Consider the following 26209-nt stretch of genomic DNA (forward strand, 5'->3'; position numbering starts at 1 on the left):
GATCGACGCCCACGCCAGAGAGATGGAGTTACCCCTCATCCGCCCCTTCGGGGCACCTTCTCCCGCAAGGGGAGAAGGATCAGCGCTTCACCGCCCCCAGCATAATCCGCGTCGCCTCCGCCTCGGCCAGCAGGGCGGCGCGGCGTTCGGGGCCGAAGTTTTCGAGGGTTCGGTAGGGCATGGCGAGACGGACGTTGTCGCGCAGGCGCGGGTAATTCCGTTCCAGAAAGCCCCAGTACAAGCGGTTGAACGGACAGGCGTTCTCTCCCGTCTTGGCCTCCACGTCGTAGCGGCAACCGCCACAGTGGTCGCTCATCCGGTCGATATAGGCTCCGGAGGCGGCATAGGGTTTGGAGCCGACGATGCCGCCGTCGGCGAAGGTGGCCATGCCGCGAGTGTTGGGCATCTCGACCCATTCGTAGGCGTCGGCATAGACGCTCAGGTACCAGTCATCGACTTCGTCCGGGTGGACGCCGAGCAGCATGGCGAGGTTGCCGGTGACCATCAGCCGCTGGATGTGGTGCGCATAGGCCTGGTCGCGGGTGGCGGCCACGGCATCGGCGACACAGGCCATGTCGGTCTCCCCCGACCAGAAGAACCACGGCAGCACCCGGTCGGCGTCGAGGTAGTTGCGCCGGCCGTACTCGGGCATCTTCAGCCAGTAGATGCCGCGCACGAACTCGCGCCAGCCGAGGATCTGGCGGATGAAGCCCTCGACGGCATTGAGGGGGGAGCGACCGGCCCGGAACTCCGCCTCGGCGCGGCGGCAGATGTCGAGGGGATCGAGCAGGCCCAGATTCAGCGAGGTCGAGATCAGGCCGTGCCACATCCACGGCTCGCCCTGCGCCATAGCGTCCTGCCAATCGCCGAAGCCGGGCAGGATGTGACGCAGGAAATCGTCCAGAACCGCCTCGGCCTGTTCGGCCGTCGTCGGCCATCCGAACTGGTCAAGGGCACCGAAATGGTCGGGAAACAGGCGGGCGACATCGGCGATGGCCTCGAGGGCCAGAGCGTCAGGGGCGGTGCGCAGTCGCCCGGGAGGCCGCAGGCCTTTCGGCAGGCGTTTGCGGTTCTCGGCGTCATAGTTCCACTGCCCGCCCGCGGGCTGGCCGTCGTCCATCAGCAGGCCGGTCTCGCGCCGCATCTCGCGGTAGAAGAACTCCATGCGCAGCTGGGACTTGCCGGAGGCCCAGCGCCGGAACCGGTCGTGGGCGCAGAGGAATCGGTCATCCTGGCGAATTTCGACACTTAGGCTGGTCGATCTGGCGAAAGCGGACAGGGCCTCGGCCAGCCGCCATTCCCCACATTCGGTCACGACCACGCCTTCGAAGGGCTGGTCGTCGAGCGCGCGCTGCAGCTCGCCGACGATGCTGTGGGTATTGGCCGGATCGTCGATGCGGACGTAGCGGACGGTGACGCCGCGGGCTTCCAGCCGCAGCGCGAAACTGCGCATGGCGGCGAAGATCAGGGCGATCTTCTGTTTGTGGTGACCGACATAGGTGGCCTCGGCCCGGACCTCGGCCATGAGGACGACGTCGCGGTCCGGATCGAGATCCGGCAGGGCGGACAGGCGATCGGACAGCTGGTCGCCCAGCACCAGCCGCAGCCGCCCCCTGCCTGTCGGCGAGGCCTGCGTGCTAGGGTCGGGCATGACCGATACTCCCCTGATCTCGACCGGTGAACTCGCCGACCTGCTGGATGATCCGACGCTGCGGATCGTGGATGGATCCTGGCATCTGGACGGCCGGGATGCCCGGGCGGACTTCGACCGCGAGCGGTTGCCCGGTGCGGTCTTCTTCGACCTGGAGGCGGTGTCTGACCACAGCTCGGAGCTGCCGCACATGCTGCCGACTGCCGCAGCCTTCGCCGGGGCGGTCGGGGCCCTCGGGATCACCGAGACCGATACGATCGTCGTCTATGACACGGTCGGCCTGCGGTCCGCGCCCCGGGTGTGGTGGACCTTCCGGCTGATGGGCGCGACCAACCTCCGCGTGCTGGACGGTGGCCTCCCACGCTGGCGGGACGAGGGACGGCCGCTGGACACCAACGCGGCACAGACCCCTACCCCGGCCCGGTTTACGCCATCGCGCCGGAGTGGAGCGGTCGCCGACCTGCCGACCGTGCTGGCCGCCCTGACCGGCGAGGCGCAGATTCTGGATGCGCGGCCAGCGGCGCGATTCGCCGGAGTGGCGGCCGAGCCGCGGGCGGGCCTGCGTTCGGGTCATATGCCGGGCGCGGTCAACGTGCCCTTCCCGAGCGTGCTGGGCGAGGACGGGCGGTTGCTGGAACGGGAGGCGCTGCGGGCGCGCCTTGCCGAGGCCGGCGTGGCGTTTGACCGGCCGATCATCACCAGCTGCGGCTCGGGCGTGACGGCGGCCATCCTGACCCTGGCCCTGGCGCAGCTGGGCGAGGACAGCGCCCTCTACGACGGGTCGTGGGCCGAATGGGGCGGCCGGTCCGACACAGAGGTCGTGACCGGCCCCTAGGCTCAGGCGACGGTCGCGACCGTAACCGGTGGCTCCGGCTCGGACACGACCGGGTCGTCCTTCTCGCCCCGCGAAACGACCGTGGCCAGAACCAGATCGCCGGTCACGTTCAGCACGGTCCGGCACATGTCGAGGAATCGGTCGACACCGAGGATCAGGCCGATGCCCTCGGCCGGCACCCCGACCATGACCAGGATCATGGCGATGACCGGCAGGGACCCGGCCGGCACACCGGCCGTACCGATGCCGCCCAGGATACAGACCAGCATGACGACCACCTGCTGGGTGATCGACAGCTCGATCTGGAAGAACTGGGCGAGGAACAGGACGGTCACGCCCTCGAACAGGGCGGTGCCGTTCTGGTTGGCTGTGGCCCCGACCGTCAGGACGAAGCGGGCGATCTTGCGCGGCAGCTTCAGCTCCTCCTCGGCGGCCTTCAGGGCGACCGGCAGGGTGGCGTTGGACGAGGCGGTGGAGAAGGCGACGATCATCGGCCGCTGCACGCCCCGGAAGAACCGGATAGGCGACATCCGGCCGAGGATCAGGACGACCAGTGGATAGACCACGAACATGTGGATCGCCATCGCGCCCACGGCCACGCCGACGAAGGCCGCCAGCCGCACCAGCAGGTCCCAGCCGAACAGGGCCGCGAGGTTGAACATCAGACAGGCGATGGCAATCGGGGCCAGTTTGATGACGAGGTTTATGAGCTTCATCGTGACCTCGAGGATGCCCTCGATGGTCTGCTGCAGCCGGTCGGTCGCGGGACTTTTCGCCATCACCAGTCCGATGCCGAACAGCAGGGCGAAGATCATGACGGGCAGAATCTGGTTGCCTGCCGCCGCCGTGAAGACGTTGGACGGGATCAGGTCGAGGAAGAAGCTGCCCAACTGGACGCCCTCGGGCGCATTGCCGACGATCGCCGCCGCCCCGTCCGCGCCCTCGGCCAGCAGCCGTTGGGCCAGAGCCGGATCGACGCCGTCTCCGGGCCGGAACCAATTGACCATGCCAAGGCCGATGATAACGGCGATGGTGGAGACCAGAATGGTCAGCATCAGGGTCTTGAAGCCCGCGCGGCCGAGGGACTGGAGATCGCCCATCTCGGCGACGCCCACGACGAGGGCGGAGAACAGGAGGGGGATGACCAGCATGAACAGGAGGCGCAGGAAGATCTGGCCGGCCGGGCCAGTCACGTTCGCCGTCACCCACTGGACCCAGTAGACGTCGGGCCCAACGTACTGGTTGACCAGCAGCCCTGATCCCAGGCCCACGACAAAGCCGATCAGCATCAGCCAGTGGAGCGGAATTCCGCCCGTCTTCTTCGTAGTCATTCGTCCCCCGAAAAGCCGCCGTCTCCCCATCCGGAGATCGACTGGAGCATTACCGCACAGGCAGGCCGTAGATCAGGCCGCCCGGTCTGGCGTTCCATTGTGCATTCAAGCCACGGGCCAGGTCGAGCGGTGATTGCGAACCCACGTTACGCTCGAAGATCTCGCCATAGTTGCCCACCGCCCCGATGGCATCGGCGGCCCAGGTCCGGGGCAGGCCCAACCGGGTTCCGAACTCGCCCTCGGTGCCCAGCAGACGCCCGATCCGCGGATCGCGGTTGGCCGCCGAATCGGTTGTGACATTGGCCTGGGTGACACCCAGTTCCTCGGCCAGAATCAGGGCGTTGAGGGTCCAGCGCACCGCGGCCGTCCACTGTTCGTCGCCGCGTCGGGTCACGGGACCCAGCGGCTCCTTGGAGATGACATCGGGCAGGATCACGTGCTGCTGGGGATCCGACAGGGTGGTGCGGGCCGCGGCGAGGGCCGAGACATCGGCGCTGAAGGCGTCGCAGTCCTCGCGGCCATAGGCCAGACGGGCTGCCTCCTCCGTGGGCTGGACGACCGGCCGGTAGTCGATGCCCCGGCTACGGAAATAGTCGTCGACGTTCAGGGCGCTGGTCGAGCCGGCCTGGACACAGACACGGGCCCCGGTCAGCTCGGCCGCGCTGGTCAGGTCCAGCGAGCGGCGGACCAGAAAGCCCTGACCGTCATAATAGTTGACGCCGGCGAAGGCGAGCGTGCCGCCCGTATCGCGCTCCATCGTCCAGGAGGTGTTACGCCACAGGACGTCGATCCGGCCGTCGGCCAGGGCCTGAAACCGGTCGCTGGCGTTCAGGGGCACGAACCGGACTGCGTCGGGATTGCCAAAGATCGCCGCCGCCAGACCGCGACAGAAATCGACGTCAAAGCCCCTCCATTCGCCACGGTTATCCAGATAGGCGAAGCCGACCAGGCCCTGGTTGACGCCGCAGTTCAGTCGACCGCGACGCTTGATCGCTGCAAGCGTCGGACTCTCGACCGGAGCCTGAACGGCGGGGCCGGTCGTCGCCGTGGGGACATCTCCCTCGGGTCCGGCTGCGACGCGATCCGTCTCCGATCCGCAGGCAGCCAGAAGGGACAGGCCGCCCAGTGCCGCCAGCCGCATCCAGAAACCCGTGGCCTGAGCGCCCATGATCTGTCCCGCGTGTGCTCCGGCGCCGGCGTGTCCGCCGCCTCTTGCGCCCCTGCCGCTTTAGAGGCCTTTGGAGACCCATTCGCAAGCCGTGGAGTGCCGCCTTGGACCCGCTTTCAGACCGCACCCGACTGATTGCGCCCGCCACGCAACGGGGTCAGGGGCGACGTCCGGTCAATCCGCCGATTGAACGGGCCTCCACCCTGCTGTCGGATTCGGTCTCAGCCATGCGCGATCCCGCTCCCGGTCCGGTCTACGGGATTGAGGGGACCGCCTCCCAGGGCGCGTTGCGCTCCGCCTTGGCCGATCTGGAGCGGGCGGAAGAGGCGTGGCTGGTTCCTTCGGGACTGAGTGCCGTAACCCTGCCCCTGCTGGCCCTGACGCGGCCGGGCGACGAGGTCCTGACAACCGACGCCCTGTATGGCCCGGTGCGCCGGTTTCTGGAGCGACATCTGGCGGCGCGCGGGATCACGACCCGTTTCCATGCGCCGGACGCGACGGCCGGAGAGATTGGAGGCCTGATCGGAGATCGAACCCGGGTCGTGCTGATTGAATCACCGGCCTCCCTGACCTTCGAGATGGTGGATGTCCCGGCGATCGCCGTCGCCGCCCGGACGCGCGGCGTCCACACGGTGATGGACAACACCTGGGCGGCCGGACTGGCGTTCAAGCCCGTCGAACACGGCGTCGATGTCAGCGTCCAGGCCCTGACGAAATATGTCGGCGGCCATTCGGACCTGATGCTGGGCTCGATCTGCGCCAGCGATCCGGCGGTGCGGCGAGCGCTGGGCCAGGCGATCGAGGATCTGGGTCTGTGCGTCTCGCCCGACGACGCCTGGCTGGCCCTGCGCGGCATCCGGACCCTTCCGCTGCGCTATGGCGAACAGGGGCGCTCGGCGCTGGAGGTCGCGCGCTGGCTGGCCGCACGGCCCGAGGTGGCCCGGGTCCTGTACCCCGCCCTGCCGGGAGACCCGGGTCACGCGCTGTGGGCGCGGGACTACAGCGGGGCGGCTTCGCTGTTCGGGGTGGTGCTGGCCGGCGGGTCCGACGCCGGGGCGGAGCGGATGCTGAACGCCCTGACGCGGTTTGGGCTGGGGTATTCGTGGGGCGGATTCGAGAGCCTGATCACCCACGAGACGCCGCAGATGGCGTGGCGGCAGGCCCGGCCGGACCTGGAAGGCCCCCTGCTCCGCCTGCACATCGGGCTGGAGGACCCGGCGGATCTGATCGCCGACCTGGACCAGGGTCTGGCGGTGTGGCGCGACGCCGTTACCTGATCGGCGCGACGCCGCCGATCTCGGGCATCATGCCCAGGACGAGAGACCGCAGATTGCTCTGCGGCTGCAGCATGCCGCGCAGCAGGTTCACGGTGATGGCGGCCTCGCCCTCGAATACGAACCGGCTCTGGACGAAGCGGCAGTTGGCGAAACCCGGCTGGGCCCCGCCGGTGAAAACCAGTTCGGCGTTGCGGAATTCGCAGTCGTGGAAGGTGTTACCGTCCAGCGGCTGCCGGCCCTGAAGCACCTGATTGCGAAACTCGGCCATGATCGTCCCGTGAGGAAGGTGGCGCGCCCAGCAGGACTCGAACCTGCAACATCCCGCTTAGAAGGCGGGTGCTCTATCCGGTTGAGCTATGGGCGCGTGTCTGGAGAATTGCGTCTCGGCTCAATTAGCGAACGAACGTGTCGTGAGCGATAGCCGCCCTGACCAATCAGTGCGTCCAGGGCTGTTTGCGGCCGGTCGCGAAGTTGTCGGCGTAGGCCTTGAGAATCACCGGCGGCTCCTGGGGCTCATGGAGACGAAACGGAATGCCGTGCCGTTCGGCATAGGCGACGGCGTCTTCCTTCGTCTCGAAAGACAGCCGGACCTGGCCATTCATGTCGGTCGAGCTGGTCCAGCCCATCAGGGGATCCAGCGTCCGGGCAGAGGCCGGCTCGAACTCCAGACGCCAGTCTTTCGACTTTGCCTTGCCGGACTGCATCGCGGTCTTGGCGGGGCGGTAGATGCGGGCGAGCATGGCGGTCTCACAACATCCGTGGCCCACGCCGCGGGACGCCGCGCGTCGAGCGATGGCCACTCGGGGGGTTAATGGTCGGAGTGAGAGGATTCGAACCTCCGACCCTCTGGTCCCAAACCAGATGCGCTACCAGGCTGCGCTACACTCCGGCGGAGGTGTCTGCCAGCAACCGGCCGCGACCGCAACGGCCGATCGTGTTCATGGGCGGAAGAAGGGGTGTTTGACGGTGTCGCCGGCCTTCGCTCCGATCTCGTCGGCGCGGCCGGCGCGGAGCTCAAGCACGCCATTGGCCGGCCCGTTGGAGGGGATGGTCGTCTCCGAATAGGGGGTCGTATGGCGGGCGATCGAGACGATCCGGCCGGTCGGGTCGATATAGACAATGTCCAGTGAGCTGGGGGTGTTGCGCATCCAGAAGCCCCGCTCGGCCGAGTCGGGGAACTGGAACAGCATGCCGCGGTCATCCGCCAATGGTGGCCGGAACATGAGGCCCCGCTGACGCTCGGGTTCGTCATCGGCGATCTCGACCATGAAATCATGCTCGCCGGTGGCCGTGACGATGGTCAGGGCCTCCAGTGGCCGGCCGGCTTCGTCGGTCGGCACAGGCGTGCGGGCGGCACAGGCGGACAGGCACAGCGCGGTCGCGACCGCGGACAGGACCAGAAAACGTCTCGACAGCATGACCGCCCTTTCGGGGCGGCCGATCAGCCGCCCGGCTTGATTTCCGCAACCACAAGGCCCTTGGGGCCCTCGGCGAAGCGCACCGCGACCGTTTCACCGGGGACCAGATCGTCCAGTCCGCAGCGGCGCAGGGTCTCGATGTGGACGAAGATATCGCCCGGATCGGTCGCGCGCACCACGAATCCGTAGCCCTTGGTGCGATTGAACCATTTGACGGTCGCGGCCTCGAGATCGGTGGTGGCACTGATCGGGGTCCCGTGGCCAAGCGAGCGCCCGTCGGCCTTCAGTCCGTCGTAGGCGGTGCGTCGGGGCGGCGAAGGCTCGATCTCGCTCTCGCCCAACTCATGCACGGTCGTGACCTGCCAGCCCTTGGACCGACGTGCGCAGTCAAAGGTGATGGTCGCCCCCTCGCCGGCTGCGGCCCAGCCGCCATCCCTGAGGCTGCTGATGTGGAGCAGCACATCCGCGGATCCGGTATGGCCAGGCTCGTCAGGCACGATGAAGCCATAGCCCTTGCCGGCATCAAACCATTTCACCCGGCCGGAAATCCGGACCGTATCCGGTGCTTCCAGCCCCTCGTAGTCAGACACGTCATGCTCCCCGTCTGCTCTCCCCGCAGACTGCGCATGTTTAACACGGTTCTGTGAACACGCGAAAACCGAAAACGGGTATTTCAGCCGTTACTCAACCCGACGTGCGCCAAGGCTGGAAAGTCATGGCACGGGTGCGACGATTTGTCGGAGTATTCGACCACCCACGGGCTGCCCGCAGGTGGCGGTTCGACGACGCTTTCGGGGGCACCCCGCGTGGCAGTCCCTAGGGGAGTCGAACCCCTCTTTTCAGGTTGAAAACCTGACGTCCTAACCGATAGACGAAGGGACCGCTGCGCGAGAGCGGGCGATATAGCGGGCGATTTCGGGGGGCGCAAGCGGCCTTTCGAACTAAGTTGCCATCCTTGGATCTGCGACGTCCTCGATCTCGAACTGAACCCCCCTGCGGCCGTTCCAGTCGTCCGCCTTCAGACGGCCCACAACGCTCAGTCCACCCTGCCCCGACAGCAGGGCCTGGCCCGTGGGCAGGTCGGCGCAGCGCCAGGCGATGGCCTTCACCGAGGCCCCGTCAGGACCTGTCAGACGGCACCGGACGTGGCCCCCATTCATCGCCACGGCTTCGCGCGCCCGCACACCGTCCAGCGCGAAGAGGGGCTCGGGATTGGCCGGGCCGAAGGGGGCGAGGCGCTCGAAGGCCTCGAACAGGTCCCGGGTCGCCGCGCCGGGATCGAGCAGGGCATCAACCTCGACCCAGTCCAGGGCCTCGGCCCCCGCCTGTTCGCCGGCCAGTCCCGCGTTGAGATAGTCGCGCAGGGCGTCAATGCCGTCGGGCCGGACAGTCAGCCCCGCCGCCATGGCGTGACCGCCCCCGGCCAGCAGCAGGCCATCCCGCCAGGCCGACTGGATGGCCCGGCCCAGATTCATGCCCGGCTGCGAGCGACCAGAGCCCTTCCCCACCCCTGCCAGGGCGTCGATGCCGATGACGATCACCGGCTTGCGCCAGCGCTCCCGCAGCCGCCCGGCCACGATGCCGACCACGCCGGGGTGCCAGTCCTCGCCAGAGACCACGACGACGGCAGAGCCATCGGCATGATGGCCGGTCGCCTCGACGCGACGGGTGGCCGTCTCGGTCACCTCCCGCTCGACCTCGCGCCGGGCGATGTTGAGGGCGTCCAGCTCCTCTGCGAGCGCGCGGGCCTCGTCGGCGTCGTCGGTCGAGAGCAGTCGGGCCCCCAGATCCGCGCGACCGATCCGGCCCCCGGCATTGATTCGGGGGCCAAGGATGAAACCGGCGTGATTCGACTTGGCGGGCCCGGACTCCACGCCAGCAACGGCCAGCAGGGCCTTCAGCCCCGGATTGGTCCAGCCGGACATGACCTGCAGCCCCAGCCCGGTCAGGGCACGGTTGAAGCCGGTCAGGGCCGTGACGTCGCAGATCGCCCCCAGCGCCGCCAGATCGAGCCACTGGCGGATGTCGGGCTCGGGGCGGTCGGCGAACAGCCCCAGCCGCCGGGCCTCGCGGTTCAGGGCGGCCAGCAGGACGAACACCACCCCGGCGGCGGCGAGGTTTCCCTGCCCCGAGGTGTCGCCCGGGCGATTCGGATTGACGACGGCCAGACAGGCCGGCGGCTCCTCCCGCATCATATGGTGGTCTATGACCACCACCTTCAGGCCGATGGCGCAGGCGTGGGCGATGGCCTCATTGGCCGCCGCGCCGCAGTCGACCGTGATGACCAGATCGGCCCCGGAGGCCTTCAGCCGATCGAACGCCAGCGGGCTGGGGCCGTAGCCCTCGGTCAGGCGGTCCGGGACATAGATGGGCAGTTCGGAGCCCATGAGCCGGAACCAGCGCACCAGCAGGGCGGCGCTGGAGGCTCCGTCGACGTCATAGTCGGCAAAGACATGGATCCGGTCACCGGCCGTCAGGGCCGCGACGATGGCCGCCGCCGCCGCGTCCATGTCCATGAAGGACGACGGGTCGGGGAACAGGCGCTTCAGGGTGGGGGCGAGGAAGTCCGCCCCCTGCTCCGCCGTGACGCCCCGCGCCGCGAGCGCGCGCGCCAGGGGCTCGATCAGCCCCTGACCCTGCATATGGGCGCGGATGACACCCGCCTCCGCCGGTCTCTGCCGCCAGGCACGCCCGGACAGGGAGCGCGAGACATCGAGGAACGTCGGTGCCGGACCCGGGACCGGCGCGCCGTCAGGCATCAGACCGGGCGGGTCGTGCGGATGCGGCGCACGGTCCGGGTGGAGGAGTCCATCACCAGCGTATGGGTGGTGACGAAACCGCCGTGCATGCGCACGCCGTCCAGCATCGCCCCCTTGGTCACGCCCGTGGCCGCGAAGACGGCGTCCTTCGAGACCAACTCATGCAGGTCATATTTGCGGTCGAAGTCGGTGACGCCGGTCCGTTCCGCCCGGGCGCGCTCGTCGTCGTTGCGGAACAGCAGCCGGCCCTGGAAGTGACCGCCGACGCATTTCAGCGCCGAGGCCGCCAGAACGCCCTCGGGCGCGCCGCCGGACCCCAGATACAGGTCGATGCCGGTTTCGGGCTCGGCCGTATGAATGACGCCGGCCACGTCGCCGTCGGTGATCAGCATGACCCGGGCCCCGACCTCGCGCAGGGCCGCAATCAGGGCCTCGTGACGCGGGCGATCCATGCAGCAGACCGTGATCTGGTCCGGGCGGACGCCCTTGGCGGCGGCGAGCGAACGGACATTGTCGCCGGGTGTCATGTCCAGATCGACGGTGCCGGGCGCATAGCCGGGGCCGATGGCGATCTTGTCCATATAGGTGTCGGGCGCGTGCAGCATGCCCCCGGCGGCGGACATGGACAGCACCGTCAGGGCGTTGGCCATGGCCTTGGCGGTCAGGGTCGTCCCTTCCAGCGGATCGAGGGCGATGTCGATGGCCGGGCCCTTCCCGGTGCCGACCTTCTCGCCGATGTAGAGCATCGGGGCCTCGTCCCGCTCGCCCTCGCCGATGACGATCTTGCCGTCGATGTCGAGGCTGTTCAGGGCGGTGCGCATGGCATCGACCGCGAGCTGGTCGGCGTGTTTTTCATCGCCCCGGCCGATCTGGGCCCAAGAGGCGATCGCCGCCAGTTCGGTGACCATGGCGGCATCGGCGGCCAGTGTTGCGGAAAAGGCGGTCGAGGCAGTGGGGGCGTTTTCAGCCATGTCGGTGCTCCTGAGGCGATAATCCCCGGATTCTCTCGACCGGGCGAAGGGTTTTGCGGGTCAGCGCGGGGAGGACCGGTCGACCGGTGGCGGGGCGGCGCCGCGCCGGCGGGTCTGTTCCGCAAAGGCCTCGATCTCTTCCGGGGTCTGGACCGAAAGCGGGGCCATGGCCCGGGCGTCCATGCGGCTGTTGACCTCCGCCACGAAGGTCGCGGGGTCCTGCAGGGTCCATTCGATCCGGGCGGCCTCGGAGGCGAGGCTGTCACCAGTTCCGCGCAGGCTTCCGACGCGGGCCGCGACCTCGGCCGGTTCAGGCAGGGACTCCGTCGCGCGAGGGAAATCGGCCCAGCGCGGGTAGACCCGGTTGGCCTCGACGAGGGCGGCGATACGGGGGGCGATCGGGGCCTCGGCCGCAGGCGCAGCCTCGGGGACGCTGGCGCATCCGCCGGATCCGATCAGCCACGACGCGACCAGCAAGGATCCGCCTATCTTTTTCGCCCGACGCGCGTTCATCTCGGGGGCGTTCATATGCGATGATCGTGACAGGCGGAAGGGCGGTGCTCAGGCCCTCCCCTTTTCAGGAAGCGCGCGGAGACCTGCCGATGGCCAAATCCCCCCGGACCCCGCCCGAGCCTGTCGCCGCTGCGCGCGCGCCGCGAAAGGCCGGACGCCCGACCTCGGTAAAGGCCCGCACCCCGAGGCCCAAGGCGGCGAAGGTGGCCCAGGAGACAGCCCCGGAGACGGCCCCGGTATCCGGGCCGGCGTCTGCGGCTGATGTCCCTGAGACGGCTGCGTCTGCCCCAACCGCCCCTCCTCCGGACTTCTCCGCCGTGGGGGCGGAGCAGCGCCAGATTCTGGAGACCCTGTCGCTGAACCTGGCGCGCGCCGCCATGACCGCCCAGTCGGCCATTGCCGAGGCTGCACTCAGTCAGGCCGATCGCCCCGCCGCCCTGTCGCCCGATCCGTTCAATGTCGGCCCGGCGATGAACGCGGTGATGACCAGCCTGGCCTCGCGTCCGGATAAATTGTTCGCCGCCCAGGCGGATCTGTTCAACCGCTATATGGATCTGTGGGCCGCCTCGACCCGCCGGGCGGCCGGCGAGGAGCCCGGTACCCCGTCAAAGGACAAGCGGTTCAGGGACCCGGCCTGGTCCGAGAACCCGATGTTCGACATCATGCGCCAGTCCTATCTGGTGACCTCGGACTGGATGAACGGGTTGGTGGCCTCGGTCGAGGACATCGATCCGCGCACCAAGCGGCGGGCGGAGTTTTTCACGAAGCTGCTGACCGACGCCTTCTCGCCCTCCAACTTCCTGGCCTCCAATCCGGTGGCCCTCAAGGCCATGGCCGAGACCAACGGCGAATCGCTGGTCAAGGGGATGCAGAACTTCGCCGCCGATCTGGAGCGGGGTCTGGGCAAGCTGAAGATCAGCCAGGCGGACTATGGCCAGTTCGTCGTCGGCGAGAATGTCGCCACCGCCCCGGGGCAGGTGGTCTGGCGCGACGAGCTGTTCGAACTGATCCAGTTCGATGCGGCAACGGACAACCAGCGCGCCATCCCGCTGCTGATCTTCCCGCCGTGGATCAACAAATTCTACATCATGGACCTGCAGCCGCAGAACTCCCTGATCCGCTGGCTGTCGGCCCAGGGGTTCACGGTGTTCGTCTGCTCGTGGGTCAACCCGGATCGGGACAAGGCCGGGTTCGGCTTCGACGAGTATCTGGACAAGGGGATCTACCGGGCCATCGAGAAGACGCTGGAGCAGACCGGGTCAAAGACGCTGAACACGGTCGGCTACTGCATCGGCGGGACCCTGATGGGCGCGGCTCTGGCCCATATGGCAGCGAAAAAGGACACCCGCGTCGCCGCGACCACCTTCTTTGCCGCCCAGCATGACTTCGCCGAGGCCGGCGACCTGCTGCTTTTCACCGACGAGCACTGGCTCAAGGAGGTCGAGCAGCAGATGGATGCGGCCGGCGGGGTCCTGCCCGGGGCCGCCATGGCCGAGACCTTCAACGCGCTTCGGGCCAACGACCTGATCTGGTCGTTCTTCGTCAGCAACTATCTGATGGGCCAGTCGCCGCCGGCCTTCGACCTGCTGTTCTGGAACGCCGACCAGACGCGGATGCCCAAACGTCTACATCTGGACTATCTGCGGTCGATGTACGGACAGAACCTTCTGACGAAGGGCGAGTTCGAGATTGGCGGGGTCAAGGTCGATCTCTCGAAGGTGAAGATCCCGCTGTATTTCCAGGCCAGCCGCGAGGACCATATCGCGCCGATGAACTCGGTCTATCGCTCGGCGCGGGCGTTTAAAAATGCCGAGGTGACCCTCACCCTGGCCGGGTCGGGCCATATCGCGGGGGTGATCAATCCGCCGTCGGCCAACAAATACCAGCACTGGACCAATACCACCCTGCCCGCCTCGCTGGGCGAATGGCAGGCGCAGGCCGTGGAACATCCCGGTAGCTGGTGGCCCCACTGGGCGAACTGGCTGCATGACAGGTCCGGCGACTGGGTTCCGGCGCGGGATCCGAAGACCGGCCCCCTGAAGCCGATCGAGCCGGCGCCCGGCAGCTATGTGAAGGTGAAGAGTTGAAAATCGAACCCAACCAGGCACTCGCCTTCTCCACAGGGATGGCGCTGATCCTGCTGGTCCTGACGGCGGGAGTTTTCGGGCGTCCTGATTTCCTCGTGCGCTATGTCCTCGTCGCCGCCGGGTTTTCGGCCGCCTATGTGGTGATCAACACCCTGATCGAGCGCCGCGCCGTCGTCCTGCCGCCGCCCTTGATTCCGGAACGCGTCATCGGCCTTCCCATCGGCATGGTCATTCCGTTGCTGGTCCTCAGCTTCGCTGCAACTCCGGTGTTCCTGCCGGGGCAGGATTTCGCCCTGCTGATCATTATCGCGACCGTCCTGTTCGGGTTGACGGTCCGCTCAGCGATGCGAGTCAGGCGGGCTGAAAGCTGAGCGCCAGGCCGTTGTTGCAGTAGCGTTTGCCGGTTGGGCGGGGACCGTCATCGAAGACATGCCCCTGATGACCGAGGCAGCGCGCGCAGTGATATTCGGTGCGGGGGATGCCGATGGCGAAATCGGTCTTGGTGCCGATTGCGCCCGGGATCACGTCATAGAAGCTGGGCCAGCCAGTGCCGGAATCGTATTTTGTCTCCGACCGGAACAAGGGCAGGTCGCAGCCGCGGCACAGGTACGTCCCACGCCGATGCTCGTCGTTCAGCGGGCTGGTGTAGGGCCTCTCGGTCGCCTCGTTGCGCAGGACATTGTAGGCCGCCGCCGGGAGCCGCTCGCGCCACTGGGCGTCGGTCAGGCGGCGGAAGGGCGAACTCGCATACTGTGCCGTGGAGGCGTCTGCCTCGCCGGAGGAACAGGCCCCCAGAACGGCGGCCGTGGCCCCCAGCAGCAGGGTCCGGCGGGAGGTCGTGAGGGTCTGGCTCATGATCCTACATACGTCGGGATGACCGCCGCGGTTTCAAGGGCCAGACTGGCCAAGAAGTAATGGAGACGTTACATTACCTCTGGAGGTGTGCGCCATGACCACGATCATCAAGCCGACATCGAAGGGCCAGATCACCCTGAAAAAGGGTGTCCTCGATCATATGGGTGTTCGCTCCGGAGACCGGCTTGAGCTGGTCATGATGCCGGGCGGCAAGGTGCAGCTGGAGCCGCTTCGCGAGCGAAAGCCGATGTCGTCCCTGTTCAGTCTGTTCGAGCCGCGGCCGGGGCCACCGGTCACCGAGGCCGAAATCCAGGCCGGAATCGGTCGGGGTGCCGTGGAAAGCGGTCTGCCTCAGGCGGATGGGTCAGCCCTGGATGACGGCGAGGCCGCGTGAGGGCGGTCGACACCAATGTGCTGGTCCGGATCTTCGAACGGGATGATCCGGTCCTGACGGCCCAGGCGGAAAATGTGTTCAGTGGTGACGAGGACATCTTCATCGCCAATATCGTCCTGTGCGAACTGGCCTGGGTCCTGCGCAGTGTCTATCGACGGCCTCCCGATCGGCTTGCGACCATTCTGCAACGTCTGATGGAGGTGGACAGGATTCATCTGGATCGCGAGGCGGCCCATGCGGGCCTTGCCATGCTGGCCGCGGGCGCGGACTTCTCCGACGGGGTCGTACTCCATGAAGCCGCCCGCGCGAGGTGCAGGGACGTGGCGACGTTCGACCGGCGCTTCGCCCGCGCCGGTGCGCCCGAGGTCGTCCTGATCAGCTGAGCCCGGTCGCCTCGTCCAGTCCCAGCATCAGATTGAGGTTCTGGACCGCCGCGCCTGAGGCTCCCTTGCCGAGATTGTCCAACAGGGCCACCAGCCGGGCCTGATGGCCGTCGCGATCGCCGAACACATGCAGCCGCATCCGGTTGGTGCCGTTCAGCCCCTCGGGATCCATACCGGTCATGGCGTCGGTGTCATCCAGACCCGCGACCTCGACGAAACGGCAGCCGTCATAGGCCTCCACAAGCGCCCCGTGCAGGCGGTCGATCGAGGGCGTCTCGGGCAGGGCCGACAGCTGTAGCGGCACCTCGACCAGCATGCCCTGGCGATAGTGGCCGACGGCGGGAGCGAACAGGACGTCGTGGCGGAGGCCCGCATGCCGCGTCATCTCGGGCACGTGCTTGTGGCGCAGGGACAGGCCATAGGCGCGGAAGGCCGGTGCGCCCTTCCCCTGTTCAAACTCGGCAATCATTGATTTTCCACCTCCGGAATAGCCCGAGACGGCGTTCACCGTCAGCGGCCAGTGGGCGGGGATCAGACCCGCCTTCACCAGGGGTCGCACCAGGCCGATGAAGCCGGTGGGATAGCAGCCCGGATTGGACACCCGGCGCGAGCCAACGATCTCGCCGCGCTGGACCGCATCCATCTCGGGAAAGCCATAGGTCCAGCCGGTGGCGACCCGGAAGGCGGTCGAGGCGTCGATGACCCGGACGTCCGGGTTCTCGATCATGGCCACGGCCTCCTTCGCCGCATCGTCGGGCAAACAAAGGATCACCGCATCCGCCGCGTTCAACGCCTCGGCCCGGGCGGCCGGGTCCTTCCGGCGGTCGCCGGTCAGGGAGATGAAGTCGAGATCCCCCCGGCCCGCCAGCCGCTGGCGGATCTCCAGCCCCGTGGTCCCGGCCTCGCCGTCGATGAAGATGGTATGGGTCATGGCTTCATTCCGCCCAAGAAAAAGGGCGCTTCGGTGTCCCGAAGCGCCCCCATCCAACCGTGGTGAAACGGCCTAGCGCTTCGAGAACTGGAAGGAACGGCGAGCCTTGGCGCGGCCGTACTTCTTGCGCTCGACGACGCGGCTGTCGCGGGTCAGGAAGCCGTGCGGCTTCAGGACCGGGCGCAGGGCCGGCTCATAGTGGGTCAGGGCGTGCGACAGGCCGTGGCGGATGGCGCCGGCCTGGCCGGACAGGCCCGAGCCCTCGACAGTGCAGACCACGTCGAACTCGGTCTCGCGACCGCAGACGACCAGCGGCTGGGCGATCATCATGCGCAGGATTTCGCGGGCGAAATACTGCAGCTGGTCCTTGCCGTTGATGGTGAACTTGCCGGTGCCCGGCATCACCCACACGCGGGCGATGGCGTTCTTGCGCTTCCCGGTCGAATAGGCGCGGCCCTGGGCGTCGATCTTCTTTTCATAGACCGGGGCCGAGTTGTCGTAGCCGTTGTCCGAGGTGGCGAGGCCCTTGAGGGCGTCGAAACCGGTCGCGGCGGGCGCGTCGTTCTGCACGTCGGTCATGATCAGAGGCTCCGGAAGTTCTTGGCGGACATCGACTTGAAGTCGATCGTCTCCGGCTGTTGGGCGTCGTGCGTGTGGGTCGGGCCGGCGAAGATGCGCAGGTGCGTCATCTGCTGGCGGGCCAGCGGGCTTTCCTTGGGCAGCATGCGCTCGACGGCCTTCTCGAGCACGCGCTCGGGGAAGCGGCCGTTCAGGACCTTCTGCGGGGTGGTCGCCTTGATGCCGCCCGGGTGGCCGGTGTGGCGATAGTAGACCTTGTCGGTCAGCTTCTTGCCGGTGAACACCACCTTGTCGGCGTTGACGACGACGACATGGTCGCCCGAGTCAACGTGGGGGGTGTAGGTCGGCAGGTGCTTGCCACGCAGGCGCATGGCGATGAAGGTCGCGAGACGGCCGACGACGACGCCTTCGGCGTCGATGACGATCCACTTCTTGTCGACCTCGGACGGCTTCAACGCAGCCGTGGTGCTCTTCAGCATGAGGGTTTCCCGATCGGAGGGTCGCCCCGGACGGTCCGGCGCGAGCGAAGGCGGGTCAGTAGAGGATGCACTCCCGGCCGTCAATGCCGGTTGTGTCGCGGAATATCCACTACGCCTCTGTATCTAAACGATTTTCCGATAGCGGTATTAAAATACCGCACCGATCTCCACCTACAGACGCGGTCCGGACATGAAAAGCCGGGGCTGGGAGCGCCGGACCAGCCACAGATTGGCGGTCGCGAGGGCCAGGACGATCGCTGCGCCGGCCTGGTGCAGACCGCCCAGCCAGATCGGCACGACGTGGATCAGGGTTACCACCCCGAGGGCCGCCTGCAGCCAGATGGATCCGACCACCACGAAGGCGGCCAGACCCAGACCCTCGGCCAGCCGCCAGCGCCAGGCCTGGACCGCATAGACGGTGGCCCCGATCAGCAGGCCATAGCCCCAGATCCGGTGATTGAACTGGACGAGGGCGTGATCGTGCAGGAAGGCGAGGCCCCCGAGGCCCCAGTCGACGGGGGCCAGGACCTGGCCGTTCATCAGCGGCCAGTCGGTATAGATGAAGCCCGCCTTGGCCCCGGCCACCAGCCCGCCCAGCAGACACTGGATGAAGACGGCGGCCAGCAGCACCGTCGCGCCCCGGCTCCAGCCGGCCGGCGGGCGGTTGAGCTCCGAACCCGACCAGGCCTCCAGCCCGGTCCAGATCAGGCCGGCGAAGATGATGAAGGCCAGGCCCAGATGGGTGGTCAGCCGCTCAGGCGCGACATCGACCCGTTCGGACAGGCCCGACGAGACCATCCACCAGCCGATCAGCCCCTGCAGCCCCCCCAACCCCAGCAGCAGGGCGCAACGCCAGATCAGCCGCGTCGGCATGGCTTGTCGCCCCAGCATCGACCGCTCGGGCAGGAAGCGCAGGATCAGGAAGATCATGAAAGGGATGGCGAAGACGACCCCGATCAACCGCCCGAACAGCCGATGCGCCCATTCCCACCAGAAGATGGTCTGGAACTCGGCCATGCTCATGCCCGCATTGACCAGCTGGTACTGGGGAATGGCCCTGTATTTCTCGAACGCCTCGGTCCAGTCGGCCGCGTTCAGGGGCGGCAGGGCCCCCATGATCGGCTTCCATTCCGTGATCGAAAGCCCCGATCCGGTCAGCCGGGTGATCCCGCCGATCACCACCATGGCGAACACCATGGCGGCGGTGAAGAACAGCCAGATCGCAACCGGTCTGGACTGATCGCCGCTGCTGAAACGGTTCATTCGACGCCCGACGCTCCGACAGATACAGTGACGCCAATCGCGGCGACGGGGGCGATATGCTCCCCGATCGTGGCGAGATCAAAGTCTGAAGTCATGACGCGAGGTCGCACGGCGGCCCGCCGGGAGGCCCGATTGGAGTACGCCGACATCATCATCGCGGTCGTGGGCGTCTTCGCCCTGGGCTGGATCGCCGATTCGCTGACCGGGCGCCGGGGTCTGTTCGCCGCCACCCTGGTCGCCGGGACCGGCGCGCTCTGCGGCGGATTTCTCGCCGTGCGGGTCTTCGGGGTCGCCACCATGGATGAAACCGGCTGGATGATCTGGGCGGGCGTCGGGACCGTCGCCTGCCTGATCACCTTCTATCTGTTCCGGAACACACGCTGATGGGCCTTCGCGCGCGCCGGGCGATCGCCTCCCTCGGGATCGTCGTCTTCCTCGTCTTCTACGTCTGGCTGGTGATCGCCATCGGCACCCGGGTGCCCGATCACCCGCTGGCGACCCTCGCCTTCTACGGCATTGCCGGCACGGCCTGGGGGATTCCCCTGCTGCCCCTGCTGTCCTGGGCCGAGGGCAAGTCCATGTGGGGCCGTCAACGGACCGACGCGGAGGCCAAAGAATAAGGGGCCGCCCGAAAGCGACCCCCTAAAATCCGACGATCGAAAATCGATGGTCGGAGCGACAGGATTCGAACCTGCGACCCCTTGACCCCCAGTCAAGTGCGCTACCAGGCTGCGCCACGCTCCGAGAGGCCGGTCCTATAGCGGGGGGTTGGCGTCGCCGCAAACCCCAATTCGCATCCGCCGACGGATCGTTCGCCTCAGCCCGCCAGAACCGCATCCAGCCGGGCTCGGGCACTCTCGATTTCCGCCAGCAGCCGACGCAGCCGGACCTCGTCCACCGGGCCTTCCGGATGGGTTTCTCGGGTATGGGTGTCTCCGGGCTCGCCGGGAACCGCGTCCATGCTGAAAGGGGCGGACGGGTCGCCATAGGCCGCCAGACGGGCCAACCCCTGTTCCCGGTACAGCCGCTGCACGCCCCGGATCGTCAGCCCCTCGTCATGCAGAAGCCGCCGGATGGCCTTCAGCACGATCACATCCTGGGGTCGGTAGAATCGCCGCCCGCCGGCCCGTTTCACCGGCGCGACAAAGGGGAATTTCGTTTCCCAGAACCGCAGCACATGCTGCGGGGCCCCGACCGCCTCCGCAGCTTCCGAAATCGTCCGGAAAGCGTTGGGGCTCTTGGCCATCAGGCGCCGTTGACCGCGCCGTGAACGCGCGACTTCATGATCTGGGAGGCCCGGAAACTGATCACCCGGCGGGAGTTGATCGTCGCCGGCTCGCCGGTCTTGGGATTTCGCCCCATCCGGGCCCGCTTGTCGCGCACCTGGAAGACGCCGAATCCGGACAGTTTGACCGTCTCGCCCCGTTCCAGACTCTCGACAATCAGGTCCAGTGTCCGCTCGACCAGAGAGGCGCATTCCTGCCGCGACAGGCCCACTTCCTCGTGGACGGCGTCGCACAGATCCGCACGCGTCAAGGTTTGCACTTCGCCCAAAGTCTGTCTCCCCGTGGTCCCGACCCGCTCATAAGAGGCGAAAAGCCCGCGAAGTCAAAGCCCCCGGATCGTTAAAGGCGGAACGCGCAGGCCCCCCAGGTCAGGCCGCCGCCCATGGCTTCCAGCAGAACCAGATCACCGCGCTTGATTCGTCCGTCCCGGATGGCGCTGTCGAGCGCCAGCGGGATGGAGGCGGCCGAGGTGTTGGCGTGCATCGCGACGGTCGAGATGACCTTGTTCTCGTCCAGACCCAGCCGGTCGCCGACGCCCTTGATGATCCGCTGGTTGGCCTGATGTGGCACAAACCAGTCGACCTCGGGGACGGTGATGCCGGCGGCGGCGCAGGCCCCGGTGATGGCCTCGGCGATGTTCACCACGGCATGGCGGAACACCTGGTTGCCCGCCATCCGCAGATGGCCCACCGTTCCGGTGCTGGACGGGCCGCCGTCGACATACAGCAGATCGGTCTTGGTGCCGTCCGAGCGCAGGGCAAAGCCCAGGATGCCCTGGTCGGCGGAGGTCCCCTGCCCTTCGCGCGGCTCGACCACCACGGCCCCGGCCCCGTCGCCGAACAGGACGCAGGTGGTGCGGTCGGTCCAGTCCATCAGCCGGGTCATCTCCTCGGCCCCGATGACGAGGGCGCATTTCGACAGGCCCCGCGCCACGAAGCCGTCGGCGACGCTCAGGGCGTAGACGAAGCCCGAACAGACGGCCTGGACGTCGAAGGCGATACAGACCGGGGCACCCAGCTTGCGCTGGACGATCGAGGCCGTGGCCGGAAAGGTCAGGTCAGGCGTGGTGGTCGCCACGATGATCATGTCGACGTCGGCGGCCGTACGGCCGGCGTCCTCGAGGGCGCGTCGCGCCGCCTCGACCGCCAGATCGCTGGTCAGCTGATCCTCGCGCGCCTGATGCCGCTGGCGGATACCGGTCCGCTCGATAATCCACTCGTCCGAGGTGTCGACGAATTTCGACAGGTCGGCGTTGGTGACCACCTGTTCCGGCAGGAAGGAGCCGACACCGGTGACGGCGCTGCGGACAAGACTCACGAAACGCTCTCTTCGACAGGAACAACCGGGGCCTGGGGCTGGTGCAGCACGGCATCGAGACGGCCCAGATTGGCCCCGACGGTCTTCAGATAGTCGCTGCGCGCCAGATCGACGGCGATGCGGATGGCGTTGCCGAAGCCCCTGGCGTCCGCCCCGCCATGGCTTTTCACGACAATACCGTTCAGGCCCAGCAGGGGGCCGCCGTTGATGGCGCTGGGATCGATCTTCTGGGCCATGGTCTTCAGGGCCGGCATGGCAATGGCCGCGCCCAGTTTGGCCTGCAGGCTTGAGGTCAGGGCCTGTTTCAGCAGGGTCGAGATGAACCGCGCCACGCCCTCGGCCGTCTTGAGCGCGATATTGCCGGTGAACCCGTCGGTGACGACCACATCGACCGTGCCCTTGGCGATGTCGTCGCCCTCGACGAAGCCGTGATAGTTGAGGCCCAGCCCGCCCTCGCGCAGGAGGCGGGCCGCCTCACGGACCTCCTCATGACCCTTCACGTCCTCGGAGCCGACGTTGAGGATGCCGATGGTCGGCCGGACACTGCCGTGGACGGCGGCATGGAAGGCCTCGCCCATGATGGCGAACTCGACCAGCTGTTCCGCGTCGCTCTCAATATTGGCCCCGACGTCCAGCACGGCGGTGACGCCGCGCAGGGTCGGCCAGCTGGCGACAATGGCCGGCCGCTCCAGACCCGGGGCGGACATGCGCAGGATCAGTTTGGAGATGGCCATCAGGGCCCCGGTGTTGCCGGCGGAAACGACCGCGCCGGCCTCGCCGGTCTTCACCGCCTCGATCGCATTCCACAGGCTGGAACCCTTGCCCCGGCGCATGGCCTGGGCCGGCTTTTCGTCGGAGGCCACGACCTTGTCGGTATGGCGGATGTCGCAGACGTCCGTGGTCAGATTGAACCGGGCCAGCTCCGTCACGATGGCCGCCTCGTCACCGTGCACAAGGAAGCGCACGTCCTGGCCGCCGTGGCGCTGGATGTAGTCGCGGATCCCGCCGACGACGACGGGCGGGCCAAGGTCGCCGCCCATGGCGTCGAGCGAGATCAGGGTGGGGGTTGGCAAGGGTTCGGAAACTCCGGTGCGCCGTCACGGCGGCGCGGTCTGCTGAACGCAGGATACCGTCGCGCCGCGCGGATGCAAACGGCACCGACGCAGGGTCAGCTTTTTTCGTCGCCGTCCTTCGTCCGCAAGGCCTTCAGCACGGCAAAGGGCGAGATCTCGGCGGGTTCTTCCGGCTGGACGAATTCGGCCCCCGGCTTGCGCGGGAACGGGTCCAGGGTGAGGGCCAGCTGTTCCACCGCATACTGACCCAGATCGATTCGCCCGTCCTCGATGACATCGGGCGCGTCGTCGTCGAGCGTGATCTCGACCTCGACCTCGTCGGGTTCGCGCTCGGTTGGTTCAACCAGTTCGACCGAGAATCGCTCGTCGATCGCGACCGGCAAAGGCTCCAGCGTGATTCCGCAGATCTGCTCCAGCCGCGCGATCACGCGGCCGTTCAGGGTCCAGCCGGCTCTGCCGGGCACCAGCGCCAGCTCCGCCTCGAACCTTTCCAGCGACCCAAGATCCAGCGCCTTGACGATCAGGGCCCGGGCCGCGTCGTCGGGCACAAGGGTACGGGTCAGGCCGGCACCGATCTCATTGATCCGTACGACATCGCTGAAGGGCAGACGGTGATCGGGGTTCATGCTGCCACCTCGGGCCATTGCGGTCGCGTCAGGACGGTCTCCAGCGGCTGGGCCTCCAGACCGGTCCGGGCCGTCAGGGCATAGGCGGTCAGGGCCGCGGCGCGGACGGGATCGTCGCTCTCATAGACATTGCGGGCGAGGCCGGCGGACAGGGCGGCGGCATCACCGGAACGGATCGGCCCCTCATAGGCCGTCATCCGGCCATACAGGGCCTCGCCCAGCTTGCGCATCTTCTTGGCGATGGTGACGTCGTGGACGCCCAGTTCGCGCAGGGCGTGATCGAGGGCGGATACATAGACGTCGAACAGGTCCTGGCCCGCATCGGCCCCGCGTTCCGCCCCGGCCCCCGGCTCGTCCTTCAGCCGCAGGACCAACAACAGGACGTGCAGGGTGTAGAGTTCGAACCGGGCATCAATCTCATCGGAGACGCCCAGTATGGTGTAGAATTCGGGCCGGCGCGCCTGTTCGACCGCCTGCGCATAGAGGGCGAGGCCGGGCCGTTCAGCGGATCGGGATCGGAACAGGTTCTTCAGCATGGTTTGCGGCCCCTTTTCCGCCGCGCCGTTGAACTAGGACGCGGGTCCGGTTAGGTCAAAGACCTTGTTTCGTCGCAGGCGCCCGTTTCCATGAATAAAGCCGTCGTTCGCCTCGCCCTTTTCGCCGCGCTCGCGCCGCTGGCCGTCGCCTGCGCGCCCGTCGTGGGCAACCACGGCTTCCAGGTCGTGGACGTCAATCCCAAGGACATCGTCGCCGGGACGGACACCAAGTCCACGGTCCTGGCCCAGCTGGGTTCGCCCTCGGCCGTGTCCACCTTCGAGGACAATATCTGGTACTACATCTCCCAGACCTCGGAGCGTTACACCTACAACCGCCCGCAGGTGGCCCGGCGCACGGTCACGGTGATCACGTTCGACAAGGCCGATGACAAGGTGACCGAGGTCCGCAGCCTGGGTCTCGAGGATGGCCAGCAACTGGCCATGAACGATCGCGAGACCCCGACCCGCGGCCGCCAGCTGACGATCCTGGAACAGCTTCTGGGCAACGTCGGCCGTGGCCAGCTGCCGCGCACCGACGAGGACGTCCCCGGCCAGCGCCGCCCGGACTAGAGAATCCTTCTCCCGCAGGGGAGAAGGATTGTTTGCGCGCAAACTGTAACCGCTTACAGTCGCGTCAAAACAAGCTCGCCGGGACGGAACACAGTATGGCCAACGTCGCCCTTCGCGACATTCGCAAAGCGTTCGGTGCCACCGAGGTGCTCAAGGGGGTCGACCTCGACATCGCCGACGGCGAGTTCGTGGTCTTCGTCGGCCCGTCCGGGTGCGGCAAGTCCACCCTGCTGCGGGTCATCGCCGGACTGGAAGAGGCGGACACCGGCGAGGTTGCCATCGGCGGCCGGGTCGTCAACGCCCTCTCTCCGTCCGACCGGGGCATCGCCATGGTGTTCCAGTCCTACGCCCTCTACCCCCATATGAGCGTGCGCCAGAACATGGCCTTCGGCCTGACCTTGGCGAAGACCGACCGGGCCGAGATCGAGCGCCGCGTCAGCGCCGCCGCTGAAACCCTGAACATCACCGACCTGCTGGACCGCAAGCCGAAGGCCCTGTCCGGCGGCCAGCGCCAGCGCGTCGCCATCGGCCGGGCCATTGTGCGCGAGCCCGAGGTCTTCCTGTTCGACGAGCCCCTGTCCAACCTCGACGCGGCCCTTCGCGTCCGTATGCGCTACGAGTTCGCCAGCCTGCACGCGCGGCTCAAGACCACCATGATCTATGTCACCCACGACCAGGTCGAGGCCATGACCCTGGCCGACCGGATCGTGGTTCTGAACAGCGGCGTGGTGGAACAGGTCGGCACCCCGATGGAACTCTACGAACACCCCCGCACCCGCTTCGTCGCTGGCTTCATCGGCAGCCCGAAGATGAACCTGATCCCGGCGGAGGTGGTCGAGGCCTCGGCAACCGCCGCGGTCGTCCGGACGACTGCGGGTGAGACCGTGCGGGTCGCCGTGCACGCGGCCGGGACCCGCCCCGGTCAGCCGGTCGTCCTCGGCGTCCGGCCCGAGCATTGGTTACTGCACGGCCCCGGTGACGCCATCACCGCGACGGTCGCCTTCGTCGAGACCCTCGGCCACGCCACCTATGCCTATGTGACCCATCCGGCCACGACCGAGACCCTGACGGTGCAGTTGCCCGGCGATGTGCGCCCATCCGTCGGCGAGCGCCTGACCCTGTACGTCGGCGCTGATCGAGCCCATCTGTTCGACGCGGACGGTCTCGCCTTCCGGCGACTGTAGCGGCGGGTCAGCGCCCGGCCAGCTCCGGCTGGCTCGCCTCGGCCGCCCGGAAGGGGGCCAGCTGGTCCGCGAGGGCTCGGCGGAATGCCGGACGCCCCTCGCAGCGCGCGACATAGGCGGCCAACGCCGGATAGTCCGCGAGGATCGCGGTGTGACGCAGGTCGCGCAGCACGGCCGTCATGATGATGTCCGCAGCGCTGAAGACGTCGTTGGCGAACCAGTTCCGCTCTCCCAGGGCCGACTGCAGATCGGCCAGTCGCTTCCTGAGCATCGTCTCTACCTGGGGCCGGCGTGCCGCCACCCAGTCCTCACCGGCGTGAAACAGGTCCATCCCGGCCAGCTCCCCGACCATCGGCTCCACACTGTTTGAAGCGGCAAACAGCCAGGTCATGACCATGGCCCGGCCCGCCTGATCCGTTGGCATCAGGGCGTCCGAGGTCTGGGCGATATAGAGAACGATCGCGCCGCTCTCGAACATCTGGACCTTGTCATCGCGATAGACCGGCACCTGACCGAAGGGCTGCAGGGCCCGGTAGGCCGGCGACGCCTGATCCTCCGGCCCGATCAGGTGATCGCCATAGGGGACGCCCGCCTCCTCGAGCGCCCAGCGCACCCGCAGGTCACGGACCGATCCCTGGGCGAAAGACGGCACCCAGCCAAAGGCGGTGACACGGTTCATGGGGCGGCTCCGTCGTTCATTGACCATTTATGTTGATATCAACA

At 67.5% G+C, this 26209-nt stretch carries 32 protein-coding genes and 4 tRNA genes; 10 read left to right on the plus strand and 26 right to left on the minus strand.

Annotation, left to right across the window (positions count from 1 at the left end; translation table 11 throughout):
- Positions 1–79: 79 nt before the first annotated feature.
- Positions 80–1651 (minus strand): cryptochrome/photolyase family protein, encoded by a 1572-nt coding sequence (locus SJY26_RS12405; RefSeq protein ID WP_396593329.1) that lies wholly within the window; start codon positions 1649–1651, stop codon positions 80–82.
- Here SJY26_RS12405 and sseA point away from each other — a divergent pair.
- Entirely contained in the window at positions 1650–2486 is an 837-nt protein-coding gene (sseA, locus tag SJY26_RS12410; RefSeq protein WP_396593330.1) for a 3-mercaptopyruvate sulfurtransferase, read from the plus strand. The genes SJY26_RS12405 and sseA overlap by 2 nt on opposite strands.
- Positions 2487–2488: 2 nt before the next feature.
- Here sseA and SJY26_RS12415 read toward each other — a convergent pair whose 3' ends face one another.
- On the minus strand, positions 2489–3817 hold the full coding sequence (locus tag SJY26_RS12415; RefSeq protein WP_396593331.1) for a dicarboxylate/amino acid:cation symporter: 1329 nt from the start codon (positions 3815–3817) through the stop codon (positions 2489–2491).
- A gap of 49 nt (positions 3818–3866) precedes the next feature.
- Entirely contained in the window at positions 3867–4985 is a 1119-nt protein-coding gene (locus tag SJY26_RS12420) for an amino acid ABC transporter substrate-binding protein (protein WP_396593332.1), read from the minus strand.
- Between the two features lie 104 nt (positions 4986–5089).
- On the opposite strand from SJY26_RS12420, the gene metC reads away from it, so the two are divergent.
- On the plus strand, positions 5090–6262 hold the full coding sequence (gene metC, locus SJY26_RS12425; RefSeq protein ID WP_396593333.1) for a cystathionine beta-lyase: 1173 nt from the start codon (positions 5090–5092) through the stop codon (positions 6260–6262).
- Here the strand turns inward: metC and SJY26_RS12430 are convergent.
- The 10 genes from SJY26_RS12430 to SJY26_RS12475 all read right to left on the minus strand — a co-directional run bounded on the left by SJY26_RS12430 (position 6255) and on the right by SJY26_RS12475 (position 11887).
- The gene (locus tag SJY26_RS12430; protein WP_396593334.1) at positions 6255–6530 is read right to left on the minus strand and encodes a hypothetical protein; all 276 of its coding nucleotides are present in this window, start codon (positions 6528–6530) and stop codon (positions 6255–6257) included. The genes metC and SJY26_RS12430 overlap by 8 nt on opposite strands.
- 19 nt (positions 6531–6549) lie before the next feature.
- Positions 6550–6626 (minus strand) — tRNA-Arg (locus tag SJY26_RS12435).
- A 70-nt stretch (positions 6627–6696) separates the two neighbouring features.
- Complete coding sequence (locus SJY26_RS12440) at positions 6697–7002, minus strand: ETC complex I subunit (RefSeq protein ID WP_396593335.1); 306 nt, start codon at positions 7000–7002, stop codon at positions 6697–6699.
- Between the two features lie 72 nt (positions 7003–7074).
- Positions 7075–7151 (minus strand) — tRNA-Pro (locus SJY26_RS12445).
- A 49-nt stretch (positions 7152–7200) separates the two neighbouring features.
- The gene (locus SJY26_RS12450; RefSeq protein WP_396593336.1) at positions 7201–7680 is read right to left on the minus strand and encodes a DUF192 domain-containing protein; all 480 of its coding nucleotides are present in this window, start codon (positions 7678–7680) and stop codon (positions 7201–7203) included.
- A 23-nt stretch (positions 7681–7703) separates the two neighbouring features.
- The gene (locus SJY26_RS12455; RefSeq protein ID WP_396593337.1) at positions 7704–8270 is read right to left on the minus strand and encodes a cold-shock protein; all 567 of its coding nucleotides are present in this window, start codon (positions 8268–8270) and stop codon (positions 7704–7706) included.
- Positions 8271–8487: 217 nt separating this feature from the next.
- Positions 8488–8562 (minus strand) — tRNA-Glu (locus SJY26_RS12460).
- A 59-nt stretch (positions 8563–8621) separates the two neighbouring features.
- Entirely contained in the window at positions 8622–10439 is a 1818-nt protein-coding gene (gene recJ / locus SJY26_RS12465; RefSeq protein ID WP_396593338.1) for a single-stranded-DNA-specific exonuclease RecJ, read from the minus strand.
- On the minus strand, positions 10439–11410 hold the full coding sequence (gene glpX / locus SJY26_RS12470) for a class II fructose-bisphosphatase (protein WP_396593339.1): 972 nt from the start codon (positions 11408–11410) through the stop codon (positions 10439–10441). The genes recJ and glpX overlap by 1 nt, the downstream gene beginning before the upstream one ends.
- Before the next feature lie 60 nt (positions 11411–11470).
- Positions 11471–11887: a hypothetical protein gene (locus SJY26_RS12475; protein WP_396593340.1), complete on the minus strand. Its 417-nt coding sequence runs from the start codon at positions 11885–11887 to the stop codon at positions 11471–11473.
- Positions 11888–12012: 125 nt separating this feature from the next.
- Here SJY26_RS12475 and phaC point away from each other — a divergent pair, with 125 nt between their 5' ends.
- Positions 12013–14010, plus strand: coding sequence for a class I poly(R)-hydroxyalkanoic acid synthase (gene phaC / locus SJY26_RS12480; RefSeq protein ID WP_396593341.1), 1998 nt, complete (start codon positions 12013–12015; stop codon positions 14008–14010).
- Positions 14007–14381, plus strand: a complete 375-nt coding sequence (locus SJY26_RS12485) for a hypothetical protein (protein WP_396593342.1) — start codon at positions 14007–14009, stop codon at positions 14379–14381. Before phaC ends, SJY26_RS12485 begins: the two co-directional genes overlap by 4 nt.
- Here SJY26_RS12485 and msrB read toward each other — a convergent pair.
- Entirely contained in the window at positions 14362–14865 is a 504-nt protein-coding gene (gene msrB, locus SJY26_RS12490; RefSeq protein ID WP_396593343.1) for a peptide-methionine (R)-S-oxide reductase MsrB, read from the minus strand. The two genes, SJY26_RS12485 and msrB, sit on opposite strands and share 20 nt — an antisense overlap.
- A gap of 94 nt (positions 14866–14959) precedes the next feature.
- Between msrB and SJY26_RS12495 the strand changes: the two genes are divergently transcribed.
- On the plus strand, positions 14960–15259 hold the full coding sequence (locus SJY26_RS12495; protein ID WP_396593344.1) for an AbrB/MazE/SpoVT family DNA-binding domain-containing protein: 300 nt from the start codon (positions 14960–14962) through the stop codon (positions 15257–15259).
- Positions 15256–15642 (plus strand): type II toxin-antitoxin system VapC family toxin, encoded by a 387-nt coding sequence (locus SJY26_RS12500; protein ID WP_396593345.1) that lies wholly within the window; start codon positions 15256–15258, stop codon positions 15640–15642. The genes SJY26_RS12495 and SJY26_RS12500 overlap by 4 nt, the downstream gene beginning before the upstream one ends.
- Here SJY26_RS12500 and argC read toward each other — a convergent pair.
- The 4 genes from argC to SJY26_RS12520 form a co-directional block, all read right to left on the minus strand.
- Positions 15635–16573 carry an N-acetyl-gamma-glutamyl-phosphate reductase gene (argC, locus tag SJY26_RS12505; protein ID WP_396593346.1) on the minus strand — a complete coding sequence of 313 codons (939 nt, stop codon included), beginning with the start codon at positions 16571–16573 and terminating at the stop codon, positions 15635–15637. The genes SJY26_RS12500 and argC overlap by 8 nt on opposite strands.
- 72 nt (positions 16574–16645) lie before the next feature.
- Positions 16646–17152 carry a 30S ribosomal protein S9 gene (gene rpsI / locus SJY26_RS12510; RefSeq protein WP_396593347.1) on the minus strand — a complete coding sequence of 169 codons (507 nt, stop codon included), beginning with the start codon at positions 17150–17152 and terminating at the stop codon, positions 16646–16648.
- A gap of 2 nt (positions 17153–17154) precedes the next feature.
- Positions 17155–17631, minus strand: a complete 477-nt coding sequence (rplM, locus tag SJY26_RS12515; RefSeq protein WP_396593348.1) for a 50S ribosomal protein L13 — start codon at positions 17629–17631, stop codon at positions 17155–17157.
- A 171-nt stretch (positions 17632–17802) separates the two neighbouring features.
- Positions 17803–18894 (minus strand): COX15/CtaA family protein, encoded by a 1092-nt coding sequence (locus SJY26_RS12520; protein WP_396593349.1) that lies wholly within the window; start codon positions 18892–18894, stop codon positions 17803–17805.
- 93 nt (positions 18895–18987) lie between these two features.
- On the opposite strand from SJY26_RS12520, the gene SJY26_RS12525 reads away from it, so the two are divergent.
- Positions 18988–19278 (plus strand): transglycosylase, encoded by a 291-nt coding sequence (locus tag SJY26_RS12525; RefSeq protein WP_396593350.1) that lies wholly within the window; start codon positions 18988–18990, stop codon positions 19276–19278.
- Positions 19278–19514 carry a DUF2842 domain-containing protein gene (locus SJY26_RS12530; RefSeq protein ID WP_396593351.1) on the plus strand — a complete coding sequence of 79 codons (237 nt, stop codon included), beginning with the start codon at positions 19278–19280 and terminating at the stop codon, positions 19512–19514. The genes SJY26_RS12525 and SJY26_RS12530 overlap by 1 nt, the downstream gene beginning before the upstream one ends.
- Before the next feature lie 47 nt (positions 19515–19561).
- On the opposite strand, the gene SJY26_RS12535 is transcribed toward SJY26_RS12530, so the two are convergent.
- From SJY26_RS12535 to SJY26_RS12565, 7 genes are all read right to left on the minus strand, one after another.
- Positions 19562–19638 (minus strand) — tRNA-Pro (locus tag SJY26_RS12535).
- Positions 19639–19711: 73 nt separating this feature from the next.
- The gene (locus SJY26_RS12540; RefSeq protein WP_396593352.1) at positions 19712–20140 is read right to left on the minus strand and encodes a MerR family transcriptional regulator; all 429 of its coding nucleotides are present in this window, start codon (positions 20138–20140) and stop codon (positions 19712–19714) included.
- Positions 20140–20439 (minus strand): integration host factor subunit alpha, encoded by a 300-nt coding sequence (locus SJY26_RS12545; RefSeq protein ID WP_396595761.1) that lies wholly within the window; start codon positions 20437–20439, stop codon positions 20140–20142. The genes SJY26_RS12540 and SJY26_RS12545 overlap by 1 nt, the downstream gene beginning before the upstream one ends.
- Before the next feature lie 80 nt (positions 20440–20519).
- A complete protein-coding gene (locus tag SJY26_RS12550) occupies positions 20520–21497 on the minus strand; it encodes a beta-ketoacyl-ACP synthase III (protein WP_396593353.1) in 978 nt (325 codons plus the stop codon).
- Positions 21494–22570: a phosphate acyltransferase PlsX gene (gene plsX / locus SJY26_RS12555; protein ID WP_396593354.1), complete on the minus strand. Its 1077-nt coding sequence runs from the start codon at positions 22568–22570 to the stop codon at positions 21494–21496. Before plsX ends, SJY26_RS12550 begins: the two co-directional genes overlap by 4 nt.
- Before the next feature lie 95 nt (positions 22571–22665).
- Positions 22666–23196 carry a YceD family protein gene (locus tag SJY26_RS12560; protein WP_396593355.1) on the minus strand — a complete coding sequence of 177 codons (531 nt, stop codon included), beginning with the start codon at positions 23194–23196 and terminating at the stop codon, positions 22666–22668.
- Complete coding sequence (locus SJY26_RS12565; protein ID WP_396593356.1) at positions 23193–23732, minus strand: ubiquinol-cytochrome C chaperone family protein; 540 nt, start codon at positions 23730–23732, stop codon at positions 23193–23195. Before SJY26_RS12565 ends, SJY26_RS12560 begins: the two co-directional genes overlap by 4 nt.
- A 90-nt stretch (positions 23733–23822) precedes the next feature.
- Here SJY26_RS12565 and SJY26_RS12570 point away from each other — a divergent pair, with 90 nt between their 5' ends.
- Positions 23823–24302 (plus strand): outer membrane protein assembly factor BamE, encoded by a 480-nt coding sequence (locus tag SJY26_RS12570; protein ID WP_396593357.1) that lies wholly within the window; start codon positions 23823–23825, stop codon positions 24300–24302.
- 95 nt (positions 24303–24397) lie between these two features.
- On the plus strand, positions 24398–25486 hold the full coding sequence (locus SJY26_RS12575) for an ABC transporter ATP-binding protein (protein WP_396593358.1): 1089 nt from the start codon (positions 24398–24400) through the stop codon (positions 25484–25486).
- A gap of 7 nt (positions 25487–25493) precedes the next feature.
- On the opposite strand, the gene SJY26_RS12580 is transcribed toward SJY26_RS12575, so the two are convergent.
- Positions 25494–26165: a glutathione S-transferase family protein gene (locus tag SJY26_RS12580; RefSeq protein ID WP_396593359.1), complete on the minus strand. Its 672-nt coding sequence runs from the start codon at positions 26163–26165 to the stop codon at positions 25494–25496.
- Positions 26166–26209 lie beyond the last annotated feature (44 nt).

This window comes from Brevundimonas sp. R86498 (genome assembly GCF_044598075.1).
In the GTDB taxonomy this organism is placed as follows: Bacteria; Pseudomonadota; Alphaproteobacteria; order Caulobacterales; family Caulobacteraceae; genus Brevundimonas.